A 15,708-nucleotide genomic window follows, 5' to 3' on the forward strand; every position below is an offset into this window, starting at 1 on the left:
AGGCCCTGCCGATCACCGCGCATACCGAACACGGAGCCTGGAACTACAGCATCGCCCCCGAAGGCGGCACCGCAGCCCCACCGCGCGCAGACCAGCGAGCCGCGGCTCGCGCCCAAACCCTCGCGATCCTCGCCGACCCCCGCCTGACCGGCATGAGCAGCGACGACCTCCACGCGCTGCGCTCACGGCTCGCCCCGGCCCAGGAGGCTCGGGCCGAGCAACACCGCTACGTACTGCGCGGCGGCCGACGCGTCGCCACCACCGGCCGCAGCCGAGCCCTGCTCTCGAACTCCGACGAGGTCCTGATCACCGTCATCTACCTGCGGCAGCTCTGCCCGCAGAAGGTGCTGTGTGACCTGCTCGGGATCAACCCGGTCACGATCGGCCAGGCGATCAAAGCCACCCGCCAGCTCCTGGACGAGGAGAAGATCAGCATCACCCCGACAGTCGTCCGCTACTTCACCCGAGCAGACGACCTACGCGCCTGGGGCGCCGGCACCAACCCTGTCGCGCACGTCCCGGCGCACCCGACCCGCCATGCCTTGACCGACCCACGTCTGACCGGCATGAGCCGCGACGCACTGGACACCCTGCTCGAGAAACTGATCGTGCCCTACGCCGCAGCGATCGAACAGCGCCGCCACCGCCAACGCGGCGGAAACCGACGCCCCGGCACCCGCGGCGGAGTCTTCCGCCAGAAGATCACCGACGGCGACCGGATCCTCGCCACCATCCTCTACCAACGCCGAATCTGCACGCTCGACACCCTCGCCGAACTGTTCGACATCTGCAAAAGCACCCTCTGGAACGCGATCAAAGACGTCCTGCCCGTCCTCGACAGCCACCACCCCGCCATCACCCCCGCCGACCACCGCTACGCCTCGGCCGCCGACCTCCTCGCCTCGACCGACACACCACCAGAGCATCCCGGCCCCGGAAAACCAGCATGTTGATTCTTGGCGGCCACGATGGACGATGCAGGTCTGCACCAGCGCCTGCGGCCAGACGTGGGAGACCGCGTCCGGCAGGTCGGAAAGCCCGTCACAGACGGCAGAAGGGGACCGTCGGCTGAGCGTTTTGACCAGGACCGGTGGGCGCTACCGCAGTTGATCGCGGCGGCGGGTCAGGTAGGCGGTCTCGGCGGTGTTGCCGGCCAGCTCGATGGCTTTGTCGTAGGCCGCGCGCGATTCATGACCGCGGCCCAGCCGGCGCAGCAGGTCGGCGCGGGTGGCGTGATAGGCGTGATAGCCGGGCAACCTGTGCTCAAGACGGTCGACGGCCGCCAGTGCCACCTCCGGACCGTCGAGTTCGGCGACCGCGATGGCCCTGTTGAGGGCGATGATCGGCGAGGGCTCTAGGCGGAGGAGCTGGTCGTAGAGGGCGAGGATCTGCGACCAGTCGGTGTCGCGTATGTCGCGGGCGGAGGTGTGCACGGCGTTGATCGCCGCGAGAATCTGGTAGCGGCCCGGAGCCACCCCGGCGGCGGCAGCGACGAGGCGCTCGCGCACCAGCCGATGGCCCTCGGCGATCAGCGCCGCGTCCCAGGCCCCACGGTCCTGCTCGTCGAGAGCGACCAGTTCGCCGCCGGCCGAGACCCGGGCGGGGCGGCGGGCCTCGATGAGGAGCATAAGCGCCAGCAGCCCGGCCACCTCACCGTCGTCCGGCAGGAGGGCACGGATCAGGCGAGTGAGCCGGATCGCCTCGGCGGTCAGGCCGGGACGTACCGGATCGGTGTCGGGGCCGGTCGCCAGGTAGCCCTCGTTGAACACCAGGTACAGGACGGCGAGTACGCCGGAGACACGCGTCGGCAGATCCTCGGCGGACGGCACCCGATAGGGGATGCGCGCCGCCCTGATCTTGGCCTTCGCGCGGGTGATCCGCTGCCCCATGGCACTCTCGGCCACCAGGAAGGCGCGGGCGATCTCGGGCACTGTCAGACCACCGACCATGCGCAGCGTCAGCGCCAAACGGGCTTCCATCGCGAGCGCCGGGTGACAGCAGGTGAAGATCAGCCGGAGCCGGTCGTCGTCGATGACGCCGACAGGCTCGGGCGGGTCGGCGTCGTACACCATCCGAGCCTCCTTGTGCTTGTCGTCGCGCTTGTTCTCGCGCCGGAGCCGGTCGATGGCCTTGCGGTTGGCGGTGGTGGTCAGCCACGCGCCGGGATTGGGCGGTACGCCGTCGGCCGGCCACCGCTCGACGGCGGTCGCGAACGCCTCGGCGGCCGCCTCTTCGGCGATGTCGAGGTCACCGAAGCGCCTGGTCAGGGCGGCGGTCACCCGGGCCCACTCCTCGCGGTGGGCCCGGGTGACCGCCTCCTCGACATCGCTCACAGGAACGGCCGCACCTCGATCTTCCGATCGCAGACCTTCGACGCCTCGGCGGCGAGCTTGAGCGCCACATCCAGATCGGGGGCCTCCCACACCCAGACGCCGGCGAGGTACTCCTTCGACTCCACGAAAGGCCCGTCGCTGATCACCGCCTGCTCGCCCCGGTTGTCGATGACCGTGGCCGTGTCGGTGTCCGCGAGTCCGCCCGCGAAGACCCAGTAGCCCTCGGCGATCAGTCGTTCGTTGAACGCGCTGATGGCAGGCTGCCTGTCGGTGCTGCCGGGATTGCTCTTGTCGTCGATCACGGAAACCAGGTACTGCATCTGAATCCTCCTGTGGTGCAAAGACAGCGTGGTCCGGTGGTCAGGGGACTTCAAGCCGTTGCCGCATGGCTCGGGCGCCCGGCCGGCCGGTAGACCTGGATCGTCACGCCCTTGGAGTCGACTCGCGACTCGACCAGGTCGAGCGTGCGATCCGGGCCCGCGTCGGGGAACAGCCGCGCGCCCTGGCCGACGACCACCGGGATGGTGATCAGAGTCATCTCGTCGACCAGATCGTTCTCCAGCAACCACCGGGTCAGGATGCCACTGCCGTGCACCTGCAGCTCGCCCCCCGGCTCGGCCTTCAGTTCTCGGAGGGCGTCCGCGACGTCTCCGGACAGGACGGTCGTGCCCGACCACACCGGATCGGTGAGCGTGCTCGACGCCACGTACTTGGGTCGTGTGTTCAACGCCTCCACGACGGACTCCCAGCCAGGGGCATCCCGGGCCGTAAGGGTCCCCCATGAACCGGCGAACAGCTCGTAGGTCCGTCGGCCGAACAGGAACGCGTCGGCGTGCCGGTAGGTCTGGTTGATGAACGCGTGGGTCTCGTTGTCGCCCTTCCCCAGAGCCCATCCGCCGCGCTCGAATCCGTTCCTGCGGTCCTCATCCGACGCGTGGCCGTTTCCCTGCATCACTCCATCGACGGTGACCTGGGTCATGGTCGTCAGCTTCATGGTCGCGGTTCCTTCACGTTGGCGCCGCCCCTTGTGGAGGGCCTCACCCCTGCTACGAACACCACCGCCCCGATCCGACACCGCCTCCCGGATTTCTTTGAAGAACTTCCTGAAGCCAATGCCCCCAGGCGACTGACCGACCCCAGCCGGCGCCCGGGTACGGCGCGTACCGCTTGCGACGATCTGCCGGCCTCAGGATTCGCGGACGCGAAGGTACGCGTCCAGGTCGGCGGCGCCCTTGAGCATGGCGCGGCCCCGGGCGGACAGGCGGGCCTGCCAGTCGCGCAGCGTCGACTCCAGCGGGGCGACGCCTCCGGCGGAGCGGACCTGGGCGATCAGCGGGGCGATCTGCTCGAGCAGGTAGCCGCCCCGTCTGAGCTGGTGGGCCAGCCGGACGTCCCGTACATCGGCCGCGCTGTAGATCCGGTAGCCCGTCTGCGGATCACGGCGCGGCCGGACCAGCCCGGCGTTCTCCCATTTGCGCAGAGTGGCAGGGCGCAGGCCGAGTCGCTTGGCCAGCGGGCCGATGAACGTGTCGCCGCGTTCCTGCGGTACGGGGGCCAGATCGCGGAGTGCGGCTTCGACGGCCTGGAGGGTGCGGCGGTCGTCGAGGAGCTGGCCGTGGCTCTCGTCGATGAGCCGCAGCGCGTCCTCGATGGCACCACGGTTGACCGCCTGCATGATCGACGTGGCCGTCTGGTGACCGTGCCCGCGTACGAGGGCGAGGAACGCCCGCAGGGCGTGCGCGTGCAGGGGCGTGTAGGTGCGGTAGCCGTGGGTGGTGCGCTCGGCGGCGGGCAGGATGCCGGCGTCCTCGTAGTTCCTGATCGCCTGGGTGGACAGGCCGTGCTCGCGCGCCAGGTCCACTGGCCTCATGGATGCACCACCGATTGAAGGTTCATGGCGTCTGACGGCGAATCTCGGCGGGAAAGTCTACACCGAATGTTCAACGATACCGTTGAGGGAATGGACATCAAGGACACGGCCCGGCCGCTGGACGGCGCGGGCGTCTCGGCGTTCCTGCGGTCGCTTCCCGCCAAGCCCCTGCTGCTCGGCCTGGGCGAGGCCAGGCACTTCGTGGGGGAGCTGGGGGAGGTGCGCAACGAGATCTTCCGGCACCTGGTCGAGCACGAGGGCTACCGGTCATTCGCCATCGAGAGCGACTGTCTCATGGGCCTCGTGGTGGACGACTACATCACGACGGGCGCCGGCACGCTCGACGACGTCATGGAACGCGGCTTCAGCCACGACTTCGGCACCTCCCCGGCCAACCGCGACCTCGTGCGGTGGATGCGGGCGTACAACGAAGAACATGACGAAAAGCTGCGGTTCTTCGGGTTCGACGGCCCGCTGGAGTATTGGGCGGCGAGCCCGCGCCAGGCGCTCACGGCCCTCTACGCCCTCCTCGACGGTCCACTGCCCCGCACTGTGGTGACCAGGGAGACCCTCGACGCGCTGCTCGGCCCGGACGACCGCTGGTCGAACGAGGCCACGGCGATGGATCCGTCCCAGTCGATCGGCCGGTCCGCCGACGCGCAGCGGCTGCGGCTCATCACCGACGACCTGGTGGCGCTGCTCGAAACGCAGGCGCCGCAGCTGAGCCCGGAGGCCAGGGCGCGGGCGGCGCTGTACGCGCGAACCGCCACCGGTCTGCTCCGCTACCACTACTGGATGGCCGACGCGTCCCCGGCGCGGTGGACCCGGCTGTCGGCCCTGCGGGCCGCGATGATGGCCGCCAACCTGCGTGCCGTCGCCGAGAACGGCCCGGCCCTGGTCTTCTCCTCCAACCTCCACCTGCAGCGGACCAAGAGCGTCATGCCCTTCGGTGACCAGCGGCTGGAGTGGTGGAGCGCAGGGGCGATCATCGGAACGCGGATGGGCGACCGGTACGCCTTCCTGGCCTCGGCCCTCGGCACGGCCGGCGACGACACCCCTTCCCCGGACACCATCGAGGGCATCCTGTCCACGCTTCCGTGGGACCACGCTCTCATCGACACCCGCCGCCTGGCCGAGACCATCACGAGGCCCGCCCCGCGCGTCTCCCGCGATTTCGCCTATTTCCCGCTGGATCCGGCGCAACTCGACATGATCGACGGCATCGTCTTCCTCAAGCAGGCCGTCAGGCTGCGCCCGCTGGGCTGACAGGCGTGCGTGGGAAGCCGACCCGCAGGCCGGCGTCGCCAGGCGACCGAGGAGCGGGGAGCGGGCCGTGCCGAGGACGTCGACGTCCTCGGCACGGCCCGTCGGCCACGCCACAGGTCAGCTGCCGCGCATGCGTCCCGATACGGCGCGGAACGCGACCGGGACGCGTCAAGTCAGGGGGCCAGCGCCGGCTACCTGCTCGCCGTGGCGGCGCTGCTGGTCATCGCCGACTGCGGCGGGGATGGCGTTGTCGATGAGGACGGCGGCGATGGCGGCGGCGGTGGGGAAGGCGTCGGTGTTGAGGACCCGGGTGCGGGCCGCGGCGCCGTCGATGAGCAGGGCGAGCTGCTCGCCGAGCTGTTCGGGGTCGGCGGCGCCGGCTTCGCGGGCGGTGTCGGCGAGCCGCGCGGCGACGGCTTTCTTGTAGTCGCGTGCGTACTGGGACGCGGGGTGCTGGGGGTCGTGGAGTTCGACGGCGGCGGCGATGTAGGGGCACAGGGGGGTGGTGGGGGGGACGTCGAAGGCGGCGAGGAGCCGTTCGCGGGGCGTGAGGTCGGTGCGGTCGAACACGCTGGACAGAACGGAGGGGTCGAACCGGCGCAGGTACTCGGCGACGATTTCGTCCTTGCTGGTGAAGTGCTGGTAGGCCGTGCGCTTGGACACCTCGGCCGCCGCGCAGAGCTCGTTCATGCCGGTGCGGTTGATGCCCTGCTCGCGGAACAGCTGCTGGGACGCACTGAGGATGCGCTCGCGGGCGCCCCGGCCGCGACGGCGGCCCTTGGGGCCCTTCTCCAACTCCGTCATGGGTCCATCGTACGCCGACTGGGTAACGACCGGTGTACATAGTTTGCGCCCCGGTCGCCCACCCCGTACGGTAAGCACACAGATCGGTGTACATAACACCGTCACCCCTGGTGCGCACGGCACCACCGACCCAAGGGAGCGACTATGGGAAAGCTCGACGGCAAGGTCGCGGTCATCACCGGCGGCACCAGCGGCATGGCGCTGGCCGGCGCGAAGCTGTTCGTCGATGAGGGAGCACACGTCTTCATCACCGGCCGCCGGCAGGAGGCCCTGGACGAGGCCGTGGAGCAGATCGGCCGCAACGTCACCGGCGCCCGGGGCGACGCTGCCGACCTGGACGACCTGGACCGCCTGTACGACACCGTCAAGCGGGAGAAGGGAAGCCTCGACGTGCTGTGGGCCAGCGCCGGAGGGGGCGAGCCCGCCCCGCTCGGCGAGATCACCGAGGCTCAGTTCGACACCTGGTTCGGGCTCAACGCCCGCGGCACCCTGTTCACCGTCCAGAAGGCCCTCCCGCTCTTCAACGACGGCGGCTCCATCCTCATGACCGGCTCCAACGCCTCCCTCGGCGCCTTCCCCGGCTGGAGCGTCTACGCCGGCAGCAAGGCCGTCCAGCAGGCATGGGCCCGCGTCTGGCTCAACGAGCTCAAGGACCGCCGCATCCGCGTCAACGTCCTGACCCCCGGCCAGGTCGCCACTGCCAAGCAGGAAGAACTCTTCGACGAGGCCACCAAGCGCCAGTTCGAGTCCCTCATTCCCCGCGGCCAGATGGGCCGCCCCGACGAAATCGCCAACGTCGCCCTCTTCCTCGCCTCCGACGACTCCAGCTACGTCAACGGCATGGAACTCGTCGCCGACGGCGGCACCACCGCCATCTGAACCGAACAGGACATGTCATGAGCAACATCAGCATCATCGGCACCGGGAACATGGCCCGTACCATCGGCGCGCGGGCGCTAGCGGGCGGCAACACCGTCGAGGTCATGGGCCGCGATCAGTCCAAGGCCGATGGCCTGGCCAAGGCTCTCGGCGGCGGCGCCACGACGGGAGAATGGGGCACCGCCCCGACGGGGGACATCGTCATCGTGGCCCTGTTGTACAACAGTGTCGTGCCGGTCGTCGCCCAATACGGAGACGCTCTCGCGGGCAAGGTCATCGTCGACATCAGCAATCCCTTCAATTCCACGTTCGACGGGCTAGCCCACCGCGAGGAGACCTCGATCGCGCAGGAAGTCGCCAAGGCGGCCCCGGCCAGCGCCAGCGTGGTGAAGGCGTTCAACACCGTCTTCCGTCATGTCCTGGAGAAGGGGCGGCCCGACGTCTTCATCGCCGGCGACAATGCGCAGGCCAAGGCAAGTGTGGAGGCGTTCATCGAGAGCCTCGGGCTGCGCCCGCTGGACGTCGGCGGCCTGAAAATGGCGCACTGGCTGGAAGGAGCGGGCGTGGTCACCGTGGGCCTCGCCAACCACGGGGTGGGGAACTTGGACTTCGCCCTCAGCATCACCGAACTTGCCGTCTGAGCAAACGGTTGACGGATCAGGGGTCCTGGCCGGGGTCCGGGGCCTTCCGGCCGCGCGGCCCCGCGACCGTGGCGTGTAGCCGCGTTTCCGCGACCTTTCGCGCCTCCGACACCTGCCTGGCCGGCACCGACACCCCGGGCAGCAGCACCCGGTGACGGCGCAGCCAACCCACCGCCTGGTTGAACAGCGCCACCGGCCCCTCGGCATGCGTCCAGGCCCGCCCGCGCAGGAAGGTGCGGAACCGCCGCGACCACTGTCACCTGTGCTGGACCCCATGATCACCGGCTTAGCGTTGACCGCTGTACCGACGTTCCCCGAGGCCGTATGTGGTCGATGACGTCTGGCGTGAGGTGCGCGTCGACGACGGGGCTAGAGGTCTGCGCCACGTGGCCGGGTCGGCGAGGCATCGGGCGGCTCTGCTCGGCCCGATGACGAAGTCGTCCGGCGCGCCCGCCGGCTGAGCGCGCCCGTCCGGCTCGGCCCGGTCGCCGGAGCGAGCCGGACGGAGCCGGACGGGCGTCGATCAGGCGCCGACGTAGGCCGCGAGGTGCTCGCCGGTGAGGGTGGAACGGGCGGCGACGAGGTCGGCGGGTGTGCCCTCGAAGACGATCCGGCCGCCGTCGTGACCGGCGCCGGGGCCGAGGTCGATGATCCAGTCGGCGTGCGCCATGACCGCCTGATGGTGCTCGATGACGATCACCGACTTGCCCGAGTCGACGAGCCGGTCGAGCAGGCCGAGCAGTTGCTCGACGTCAGCGAGGTGGAGCCCGGTGGTCGGCTCGTCCAGGACGTACAGCCCGCCCTTCTCGGCCATGTGGGTGGCCAGCTTGAGACGCTGCCGCTCGCCGCCGGACAGTGTCGTCAGCGGCTGGCCGATGACGAGGTAGCCGAGCCCGACGTCGGCGAGCCGGTCGAGGATGGCGTGTGCGGCCGGTGTGCGCGCCTCGCCCGTGCCGAAGAACTCCCTGGCCTCGGCGACCGACATCGCGAGCACCTCGCTGATGTCGCGGCCGCCGAAGTGGTACTCCAGCACCGCCGCCTGGAACCGCTTGCCCTCGCACTCCTCGCAGGTGGTGGCGACGCCGGCCATGATCGCCAGGTCGGTGTAGATGACGCCGGCGCCGTTGCAGTTCGGGCAGGCACCCTCGGAGTTGGCGCTGAACAGCGCCGGCTTCACGCCGTTGGCCTTCGCGAACGCCTTGCGGATCGGGTCGAGCAGTCCGGTGTAGGTCGCCGGGTTGCTCCGGCGTGAACCACGGATCGCGCTCTGGTCGATCGAGACCACGCCCGCCCCGGCGGGGATCGACTCGTGCACGAGCGAGCTCTTGCCGGAGCCGGCGACGCCGGTGATGACGGTGAGCACCCCGAGCGGGATGTCGACGTCGACGTCGCGGAGGTTGTTCGCCGTCGCTCCGCGGATCTTCAGGGTGTCGGTGGGCTTCCGCACCGTGTCCTTGAGGGCGGCCCGGTCGTCGTAGTGGCGGCCGGTGATGGTGTCGCTGGCCCGCAGCTCATCGACGGTGCCCTGGAAGCAGACGGTGCCGCCCCCCGTACCGGCGCCGGGCCCGAGGTCGACGATGTGGTCGGCGATCGCGATGACCTCGGGCTTGTGCTCCACGACGAGCACCGTGTTGCCCTTGTCCCGCAGCCGGAGCAGCAGTTCGTTCATCCGCTGGATGTCGTGGGGGTGCAGGCCGGCGGTGGGCTCGTCGAAGACGTAGGTCACGTCGGTGAGTGAGGAGCCGAGGTGGCGGATCATCTTGACGCGCTGGGCCTCGCCGCCCGACAGCGTCCCCGACGCCCGGTCGAGCGAGAGGTAGCCCAGGCCGATCTCGACGAACGAGTCGAGGGTCTCCCGCAGGGAGGTCAGCAGCGGAGCCACCGACGGCTCGTCGAGGCCGTGGACCCATTCGGCCAGGTCGCTGATCTGCATCGCGCAGGCCTCGGCGATGTTGACGCCCTTGATCCGCGAGGACCGGGCCGTCTCGCTGAGCCGGGAGCCGCCGCACTCGGGGCAGGCGGTGAAGGTGACCGCCCGGTCCACGAACGCCCGGATGTGCGGCTGCATCGCCTCCTTGTCCTTGGACAGGATCGACTTCTGGACCCGGGGGATCAGCCCCTCGTAGGTCATGTTGACGCCTTCCATCTTGATCCGGGTCTGCTCCCGGTAGAGGAAGTCGTGCAGCTCTTTCTTGGTGTAGTCGCGGATCGGCTTGTCCGGGTCGAGGTAGCCCGAGGCGGTGAAGAGCTTGTAGCTCCAGCCGCCGGCCTTGTAGCCCGGGACGGTGATCGCGCCCTCGTTGAGCGACTTGGAATCGTCGAAGAGCTCGGACAGGTCGATGTCGGAGACCTTGCCCCGTCCTTCGCAGCGTGGGCACATGCCGCCGGTGATGGTGAAGCTGCGGTCCTCCTTCCCGTCTTTTCCGGAGCGCTCGGAGGTGACCGAGGCCGTTCCGCTGACCGACGCGACGTTGAACGAGAACGCCTGCGGCGAGCCGATGTGCGGCTTCCCGAGCCGGCTGTACAGGATGCGCAGCAGCGCGTAGGCGTCGGTCGCGGTGCCGACCGTGGAGCGGGGATCGGTGCCCATCCGCTGCTGGTCGACGATGATCGCGGTCGTGATCCCGTCGAGTACGTCGACGTCGGGCCGCGCCAGCGTCGGCATGAAGTACTGCACGAAGGAGCTGTAGGTCTCGTTGATCAGCCGCTGCGACTCCGCGGCGATCGTGCCGAACACCAGCGAGCTCTTGCCCGAGCCGGACACGCCGGTGAACACCGTCAGCCGGCGCTTCGGGATCTCGACGCTGATGTCCTTGAGGTTGTTCACGCGCGCGCCGTGCACCCGGATCAGGTCGTGGCTGTCGGCCACGTGGGACGCAGGCGCCTGTGTGTCCGTCCTCGTGGCAATGCTCATCGTGTCTCCATCCATCGGGCGGGCCGCCTCCGGGGTCGCCGTCGGCGTCGCCTGGCTCAGTCTGACCGGCTTCGAGTCGTAGGTTCGGTTCTGTCCTTGCCGGCGTGGTCGCGGCGATGGCCACCGCCGGCCGGGCCGGGGCGGCGCCCGTACGGCCGACGCCGACGCACGCGACCGAGCATCCCACGCGGTCTCGTCGGGAAGGAGGTGAGCGCGGCCACGCGGCGCGCCCGGCCGAGGCGTCAGACCAACCAGCGGCCGTCGCGCATCAGTTCGCGGTCGTCCAGTTCGTTCTCCTCGCGCCACGCCTGGATCCGGCGCGGGAGGACGCGGAACCAGCGGTACGGCGTGGTCAGCGTACGTGGGTCGAAGCCGGTGCGGGCGGCGAACCGGTCACCCCGCTCCTGCGGCAGCGCGTCGAGCTCGAGGATCTCGACCTCGCCCTCGATCATGGACACGTCGCGGGTGGGGCCCAGCCCCAGCCGAGTGGACCGGGCGGCGGCCAGGTTCCTTCCGGTCCGGCTGTCCGTCGGCGTGGCGAGCAGCAGCGCCTCGCCGTCCCAGTCGAAGGACAGCGGAACGAGATACGGGGCACCGTCCGCGGAGGCACTGGCCACCCAGATGTCCGTGTCGTTGGCGAGCCGGTGCTCGGTGTCGCGACGACGTTGGGCGCGGGAGCGAGGGTCGGCAGTCATGGGTCCTGAGATAGGTCGGGGACGTTGCGGTCGGGAACGGTGGACGTGGCCGTGCGGCCGCCACCGGCGTCGGGCGCCGGCTCCGTCACGGCGCCCTCCATGCCGGCATGACCGGTACGGAGGGCGGTGGCTCAGCGGATCTCGTTGATGCGGATCATGTTGCCCGCGGGGTCGCGGAAGGCGCAGTCACGGATCCCGTACGGCTGCTCGGTCGGCTCCTGGACGACCTCGGCGTCACCGGCCTGGAGCCGCTCGAACGTGCCGTCGAGGTCGTCCGTGGCCAGGACGATGATGCCGTAGGTCCCCTTGGCCATCATCTCGCTGATCGTGCGGCGCTCGTCCTCGGTGATGCCGGGGTCGGCGGCCGGCGGGTGCAGCACGATGGACGTGCCGGCCTGGCCCTTGGGGCCCACCGTGATCCAGCGCATCGTGCCGTGGCCGACGTCGTTGCGGACCTCGAAGCCGAGCGTGTCGCGGTAGAAGGCCAGGGAGGCGTCCGGGTCATCGTGAGGCAGGAAGGTGTTGTGAATCGTGAGGTCCATGGCCGTAAGGCTAGGTGCGGTCGGCGACCCCGCGCTTCTCGATTCCTGATCGGTCTGGTCACCTGGTACGAGGCGTAGGAGGGGGTCACCGCGGTCGTACGCGCCGGTCGAAGGAGGTGGCCATCGGATGACAAGATGGTCCGCCGATGGCTGAAGACGAATCTCAGGGGACGGCGCCGAGCCCCGACCGGATCCGCGGAGGCGGCGTGCCGGCCCGGCCGGCGTCGGCCGCCGGGGGCGCGCTGCGCGACTGGGGGAGTCCGGGCCTGCCGTCGGCGTATGACCCGGAGCGCGACCCGTACCGCGTCTATCTGGACCGGCTGGACAGCGAGCAGTCGCGGCGGACGATGCGCGGCTGTCTTGACCGTATCGCCCGGATCGTCGCCATGGACGAGAACGTGACCGGGGCCGGGCGCCCGTGGTGGTTGCTCCGCTATGAGCACACGACGCGTATCCGCGCCGAACTGCGCGCCAGAACGGGGGAGGACGGGCGGCCGGCCTACTCCCCGTCCTCGATCAACAAGCATCTCGTCGCGCTGCGGCAGGTGCTGCGCGAGTGCTGGCGGCTGGGGCTGATGACGGCCGAGGACTACCAGCGCGCCGTGGACCTGAAGTCGGTGGAGGGGAGCAGGCTGCCGAGCGGCCACCACATCCCGGACCGTTCCCTGGCCGCCGCCCTGGCCGTGTGCGACGCCGATCCCTCGCCCGCCGGGCGGCGGGACGCGGCACTGCTCGCCGCGCTGTACACCACCGGCGCCCGGCGGGGGGAGATCGCCGGGCTGGCGGTCGGCGACTATGACCCGGCGGAGCGATCCCTGCGGGTTCGCGGCAAGCGCGACAAGGAGCGGCTGGTCTTCGTGACGGTCGAGGCGGCCGCGCGGCTGGACGCGTGGATCGCCGTTCGCGGCCGCGGGCCGGGGGCGCTGTTCCCGCCGATCAGCAGGATGGGCCGGTGCCGGATCCGCGATGGGGCCCTGGCCCATCCCACGGGGCAGGCGATCGCCGGCATTCTCGCCCGCCGGCTGGCGGAGGCGGGCGTCCCGTCGCACACGCCCCACGACTTCCGGCGGACCTTCATCGGCGAACTGCTCGACGCCGGAGTCGACCTGGCCACGGCGCAGCAACTCGTCGGTCACGCCTCACCGGCCACGACGGCACGCTATGACCGCCGTCCCGAGCGGCAGCGCCGGGACGCCGTCGACCGGCTTCGCCTGCCCTGATCGGCAGCGACACGCCGGGTGCCCGCCGAAGGGATCCGGGGGAGTCACAGCCCGTGTGAGGCCGGAGGCGCGACTACTCCACCGACGTGTGCGCCGTGCCTTCGGCGTGGACGCGCTGGGTGAGGAAGAGAGCCGCACGGTCCAGTGCCTCGTCGGCCTCGTCCAGGAGGCCGGCGAACGACTGGAACACGTGCGGCACGTCGGCGGTGACGTCCAGGATGACGTCCACTCCGGCTTCTCTCGCACGCGCGGCCAGGCGCGTGGAGTCGTCCAGGAGGATCTCGTTGGTGCCGACCTGGATCAGTATCGGGGGGAAGCCGGTCAGGTCGGCGAGGACGGCCGGGCTGAGCAGGGGCTGGTGCGGGTCGGCTCCCGCGAGGTACATGGCCCCGGTGTGTTCGACGGCCGCGCGGGTGAAGATCGGGTCGATGCCCTCCTTCGTGTTCATGCTCTCGCCCGTACGGGTGGCGTCGAGGCCCGGGGAGAACGCCACGAGGGCGGCGGGGAGCGGAAGGCCCGCGTCGCGGGCGGCGAGGCAGGTGGTGACGGCGAGGCCGCCGCCGGCGGAGTCACCGGCGAACGCGATGGCCGAGGGATCTGCGCCGCTGTCGAGGAGGGCGCGGTAGGCGCTCAGGGTGTCCTCGATCGCGGCCGGGAACGGATGCTCGGGGGCGAGCCGGTAGTCCACCGAGTAGGCCCCGAAGCCGGTCTTGGCCACCAGGTGCCCCGTGAGCGACAGGGCGGTCTCGGGGGAGCCGAACACCCACCCGCCGCCGTGGAAGTACAGGATCGTCCCGGCGCGCGGCCCATCGCTCGGCTCGACCCGCAGCGCGGGGCGGCTCCCGAGCGTCGTCTGCGCGGTGCGGATGTCCCGGGGCACGAGCATCTGCGCCATCAGCGCCTTGAACCCGGTGCGGAGCGCCTCGACCGACCTGGGGCCATCAGGACGCGGCTGCCGCATCATCGCGTCGACCTTGGCGCGCTGTTCCCTGCTCATGGGTATGCTCTCCTCAAAGTAGCTTCCAGAGCACTATATGCCAAGGAATATAAGTTGAGTGACGCGGCCGACCTGCTGAACCTCTTCGCCGACCTGGTCCGATGCGAGACGCGCCTGTACAACGCCCTCAACGACCGCCTCCGGGAACGGCACGGGATCGTCACGTCACAGTTCGAGGCCCTGCGCTACCTGCGCGACCACCCGGGGTCCCGCGTGGCGGACCTCGCCGCCGAGTTCGCCATCGGCATCGGGGCGACCAGCAAGAGCATCGACCGTCTGGAGAGGCAGGGATGGGCCGTGCGTCAGCCGAATCCATCCGATCGCCGGTCCTCGCTGCTGGCCCTGACCCCCGACGGATCGCAACTCGTCGACGCGGCGGAGGCGACCGTCGCCGATGTGCTCGCCGAGCTGATCGGAGGCGCTCTCGACCATGCCGCGGTGACGACCGCCGCCCAGGCCTTCTCGAAGCTGCGCTCCGTACTCGAACGCGACCAGATCGGCACGCCCACGGGCTGACGATCTCGTGGCGTGCGGTCGGCGGCGTCCTCGGTCATCGGTCCTTCGCCGCCCGGCCGGCGGGATCTGCCGCGGCCGGGTACCGGTGGCGGGTCACGGCCATGCGGGACAGGACGATCGAGGCGGCCGTGACACCGGCCCACAGCGGTGCCATGAGGATGTGCAGGATCCCGAGCCAGGCGACCGCGGAGAGGCGGTAGAGGGCCGCCTGCGCGGCCAGGCTCGCGAAGCTCACCACGGAGATGACCAGGGTCGTCCGCGTATAGAAACGGTGGAGCGGCCGGTGCGAGCGCCAGTCCGGCGGGCCGCCCACGATCCGGTTCGCGACCAAGCCGGCCAGGGGGCGGCCGGCGAGGACGGACAGGAGGCAGGCCGCCGTCGCGGCGGCCGGAAGCAGCATCGGGAGGAGGAAGAACCCTCTCGCCTGCCCGGTGCCCGCCGCCGTCGCGGCGCAGAGCAGGGCGAGGAGCGCACCGAGCACCGCGTGTTTGACCTGCCGCCGGGCGCGCAGCCGCCAGCCGAGGACGAGGAGACCGGCGGCGACGGTCGCGATCAGGGCCGCCCGCAGTCCGCCGATGCCGTCGGCCACGACGAACACGAGGGTGGGGGCCGCCGTCGTCACCAGTGAGGAGACGCGGCCGCCCCGCCTGAGCGCCGCCGTCGCCGCCGCGCGCACGGCGGTGTCGTGCCGGGCCGGGGGTGACCCCGCGTCGGGGTGGTGATGGTTCTGTGACCGGGGCTCACTGGGCGAGGTCCTCATGACCGCCCTCGCGTCGGGGCGGCGTGCCGTCCGGAACCGGCAGGATCCGCCGCCGTGTGCGGCCTCCGGGCCTGCTCGTCGGCGCGATCCAGGGCGCGGAGCGCGAGCAGGCCGCCGATGCCGGGGACCACGGCGCACACCGCGATCCCGGTGGTCCGGCGCGGGTCGCGCCAGGTGGCGAAGACGCCGAAGAGCCAGGCGATGCCGTGCACGGGGCCGAAGATCGCGGCGATCTCCTGAACGTGCACGGTCGCCAGGTTGCCGAGCAGGA

General features: G+C 70.6%; 17 protein-coding genes and 1 pseudogene. 6 read left to right on the forward strand and 12 right to left on the reverse strand.

Annotation, left to right across the window (positions count from 1 at the left end):
* Positions 1–953 (forward strand): annotated as a pseudogene (locus NE234_RS26485) (ISAzo13 family transposase); the annotation flags it as partial.
* A gap of 144 nt (positions 954–1,097) precedes the next feature.
* On the opposite strand, the gene NE234_RS26490 reads toward NE234_RS26485, so the two are convergent.
* The 4 genes from NE234_RS26490 to NE234_RS26505 all read right to left on the reverse strand — a co-directional run bounded on the left by NE234_RS26490 (position 1,098) and on the right by NE234_RS26505 (position 4,203).
* The gene (locus NE234_RS26490; protein WP_252783360.1) at positions 1,098–2,333 is read right to left on the reverse strand and encodes an RNA polymerase sigma factor; all 1,236 of its coding nucleotides are present in this window, start codon (positions 2,331–2,333) and stop codon (positions 1,098–1,100) included.
* The gene (locus NE234_RS26495; protein ID WP_252783361.1) at positions 2,330–2,653 is read right to left on the reverse strand and encodes a YciI family protein; all 324 of its coding nucleotides are present in this window, start codon (positions 2,651–2,653) and stop codon (positions 2,330–2,332) included. Before NE234_RS26495 ends, NE234_RS26490 begins: the two co-directional genes overlap by 4 nt.
* Before the next feature lie 50 nt (positions 2,654–2,703).
* Positions 2,704–3,327 (reverse strand): dihydrofolate reductase family protein, encoded by a 624-nt coding sequence (locus NE234_RS26500; RefSeq protein ID WP_252783362.1) that lies wholly within the window; start codon positions 3,325–3,327, stop codon positions 2,704–2,706.
* 192 nt (positions 3,328–3,519) lie between these two features.
* Entirely contained in the window at positions 3,520–4,203 is a 684-nt protein-coding gene (locus tag NE234_RS26505; RefSeq protein WP_252783363.1) for a TioE family transcriptional regulator, read from the reverse strand.
* A gap of 90 nt (positions 4,204–4,293) precedes the next feature.
* On the opposite strand from NE234_RS26505, the gene NE234_RS26510 reads away from it, so the two are divergent.
* On the forward strand, positions 4,294–5,469 hold the full coding sequence (locus NE234_RS26510; protein ID WP_252783364.1) for an erythromycin esterase family protein: 1,176 nt from the start codon (positions 4,294–4,296) through the stop codon (positions 5,467–5,469).
* 168 nt (positions 5,470–5,637) lie between these two features.
* Here NE234_RS26510 and NE234_RS26515 read toward each other — a convergent pair whose 3' ends face one another.
* Complete coding sequence (locus NE234_RS26515) at positions 5,638–6,273, reverse strand: TetR/AcrR family transcriptional regulator (RefSeq protein WP_252783365.1); 636 nt, start codon at positions 6,271–6,273, stop codon at positions 5,638–5,640.
* Between the two features lie 144 nt (positions 6,274–6,417).
* Here NE234_RS26515 and NE234_RS26520 point away from each other — a divergent pair, with 144 nt between their 5' ends.
* Together NE234_RS26520 and NE234_RS26525 are read left to right on the forward strand one after the other, a co-directional pair.
* Complete coding sequence (locus tag NE234_RS26520; RefSeq protein WP_252783366.1) at positions 6,418–7,152, forward strand: SDR family NAD(P)-dependent oxidoreductase; 735 nt, start codon at positions 6,418–6,420, stop codon at positions 7,150–7,152.
* A 17-nt stretch (positions 7,153–7,169) separates the two neighbouring features.
* Positions 7,170–7,793: an NADPH-dependent F420 reductase gene (locus NE234_RS26525; RefSeq protein WP_252783367.1), complete on the forward strand. Its 624-nt coding sequence runs from the start codon at positions 7,170–7,172 to the stop codon at positions 7,791–7,793.
* A gap of 16 nt (positions 7,794–7,809) precedes the next feature.
* Here the strand turns inward: NE234_RS26525 and NE234_RS26530 are convergent, their stop codons facing one another.
* From NE234_RS26530 to NE234_RS26545, 4 genes are all read right to left on the reverse strand, one after another.
* A complete protein-coding gene (locus tag NE234_RS26530) occupies positions 7,810–7,986 on the reverse strand; it encodes a hypothetical protein (protein WP_252783368.1) in 177 nt (58 codons plus the stop codon).
* A gap of 330 nt (positions 7,987–8,316) precedes the next feature.
* The gene (locus NE234_RS26535; protein WP_252783369.1) at positions 8,317–10,707 is read right to left on the reverse strand and encodes an ATP-binding cassette domain-containing protein; all 2,391 of its coding nucleotides are present in this window, start codon (positions 10,705–10,707) and stop codon (positions 8,317–8,319) included.
* Between the two features lie 242 nt (positions 10,708–10,949).
* A complete protein-coding gene (locus NE234_RS26540) occupies positions 10,950–11,402 on the reverse strand; it encodes a pyridoxamine 5'-phosphate oxidase family protein (protein WP_252783370.1) in 453 nt (150 codons plus the stop codon).
* A 131-nt stretch (positions 11,403–11,533) separates the two neighbouring features.
* On the reverse strand, positions 11,534–11,944 hold the full coding sequence (locus NE234_RS26545) for a VOC family protein (protein WP_252783371.1): 411 nt from the start codon (positions 11,942–11,944) through the stop codon (positions 11,534–11,536).
* A gap of 146 nt (positions 11,945–12,090) precedes the next feature.
* Here NE234_RS26545 and NE234_RS26550 point away from each other — a divergent pair, with 146 nt between their 5' ends.
* A complete protein-coding gene (locus NE234_RS26550; RefSeq protein WP_252783372.1) occupies positions 12,091–13,164 on the forward strand; it encodes a tyrosine-type recombinase/integrase in 1,074 nt (357 codons plus the stop codon).
* Positions 13,165–13,237: 73 nt separating this feature from the next.
* Here NE234_RS26550 and NE234_RS26555 read toward each other — a convergent pair whose 3' ends face one another.
* Complete coding sequence (locus NE234_RS26555) at positions 13,238–14,161, reverse strand: alpha/beta hydrolase (protein ID WP_252783373.1); 924 nt, start codon at positions 14,159–14,161, stop codon at positions 13,238–13,240.
* A 54-nt stretch (positions 14,162–14,215) separates the two neighbouring features.
* Here NE234_RS26555 and NE234_RS26560 point away from each other — a divergent pair, with 54 nt between their 5' ends.
* Positions 14,216–14,677 (forward strand): MarR family winged helix-turn-helix transcriptional regulator, encoded by a 462-nt coding sequence (locus NE234_RS26560; RefSeq protein WP_252783374.1) that lies wholly within the window; start codon positions 14,216–14,218, stop codon positions 14,675–14,677.
* Between the two features lie 34 nt (positions 14,678–14,711).
* Here NE234_RS26560 and NE234_RS26565 read toward each other — a convergent pair whose 3' ends face one another.
* Together NE234_RS26565 and NE234_RS26570 are read right to left on the reverse strand one after the other, a co-directional pair.
* Entirely contained in the window at positions 14,712–15,437 is a 726-nt protein-coding gene (locus NE234_RS26565; RefSeq protein WP_252783375.1) for a DUF3159 domain-containing protein, read from the reverse strand.
* A complete protein-coding gene (locus tag NE234_RS26570) occupies positions 15,434–15,685 on the reverse strand; it encodes a hypothetical protein (protein WP_252783376.1) in 252 nt (83 codons plus the stop codon). The genes NE234_RS26565 and NE234_RS26570 overlap by 4 nt, the downstream gene beginning before the upstream one ends.
* Between the last annotated feature and the right edge of the window lie 23 nt (positions 15,686–15,708).

It is taken from the genome of Actinoallomurus rhizosphaericola (genome assembly GCF_024055675.1).
Lineage (GTDB): Bacteria > Actinomycetota > Actinomycetes > Streptosporangiales > Streptosporangiaceae > Actinoallomurus > Actinoallomurus soli.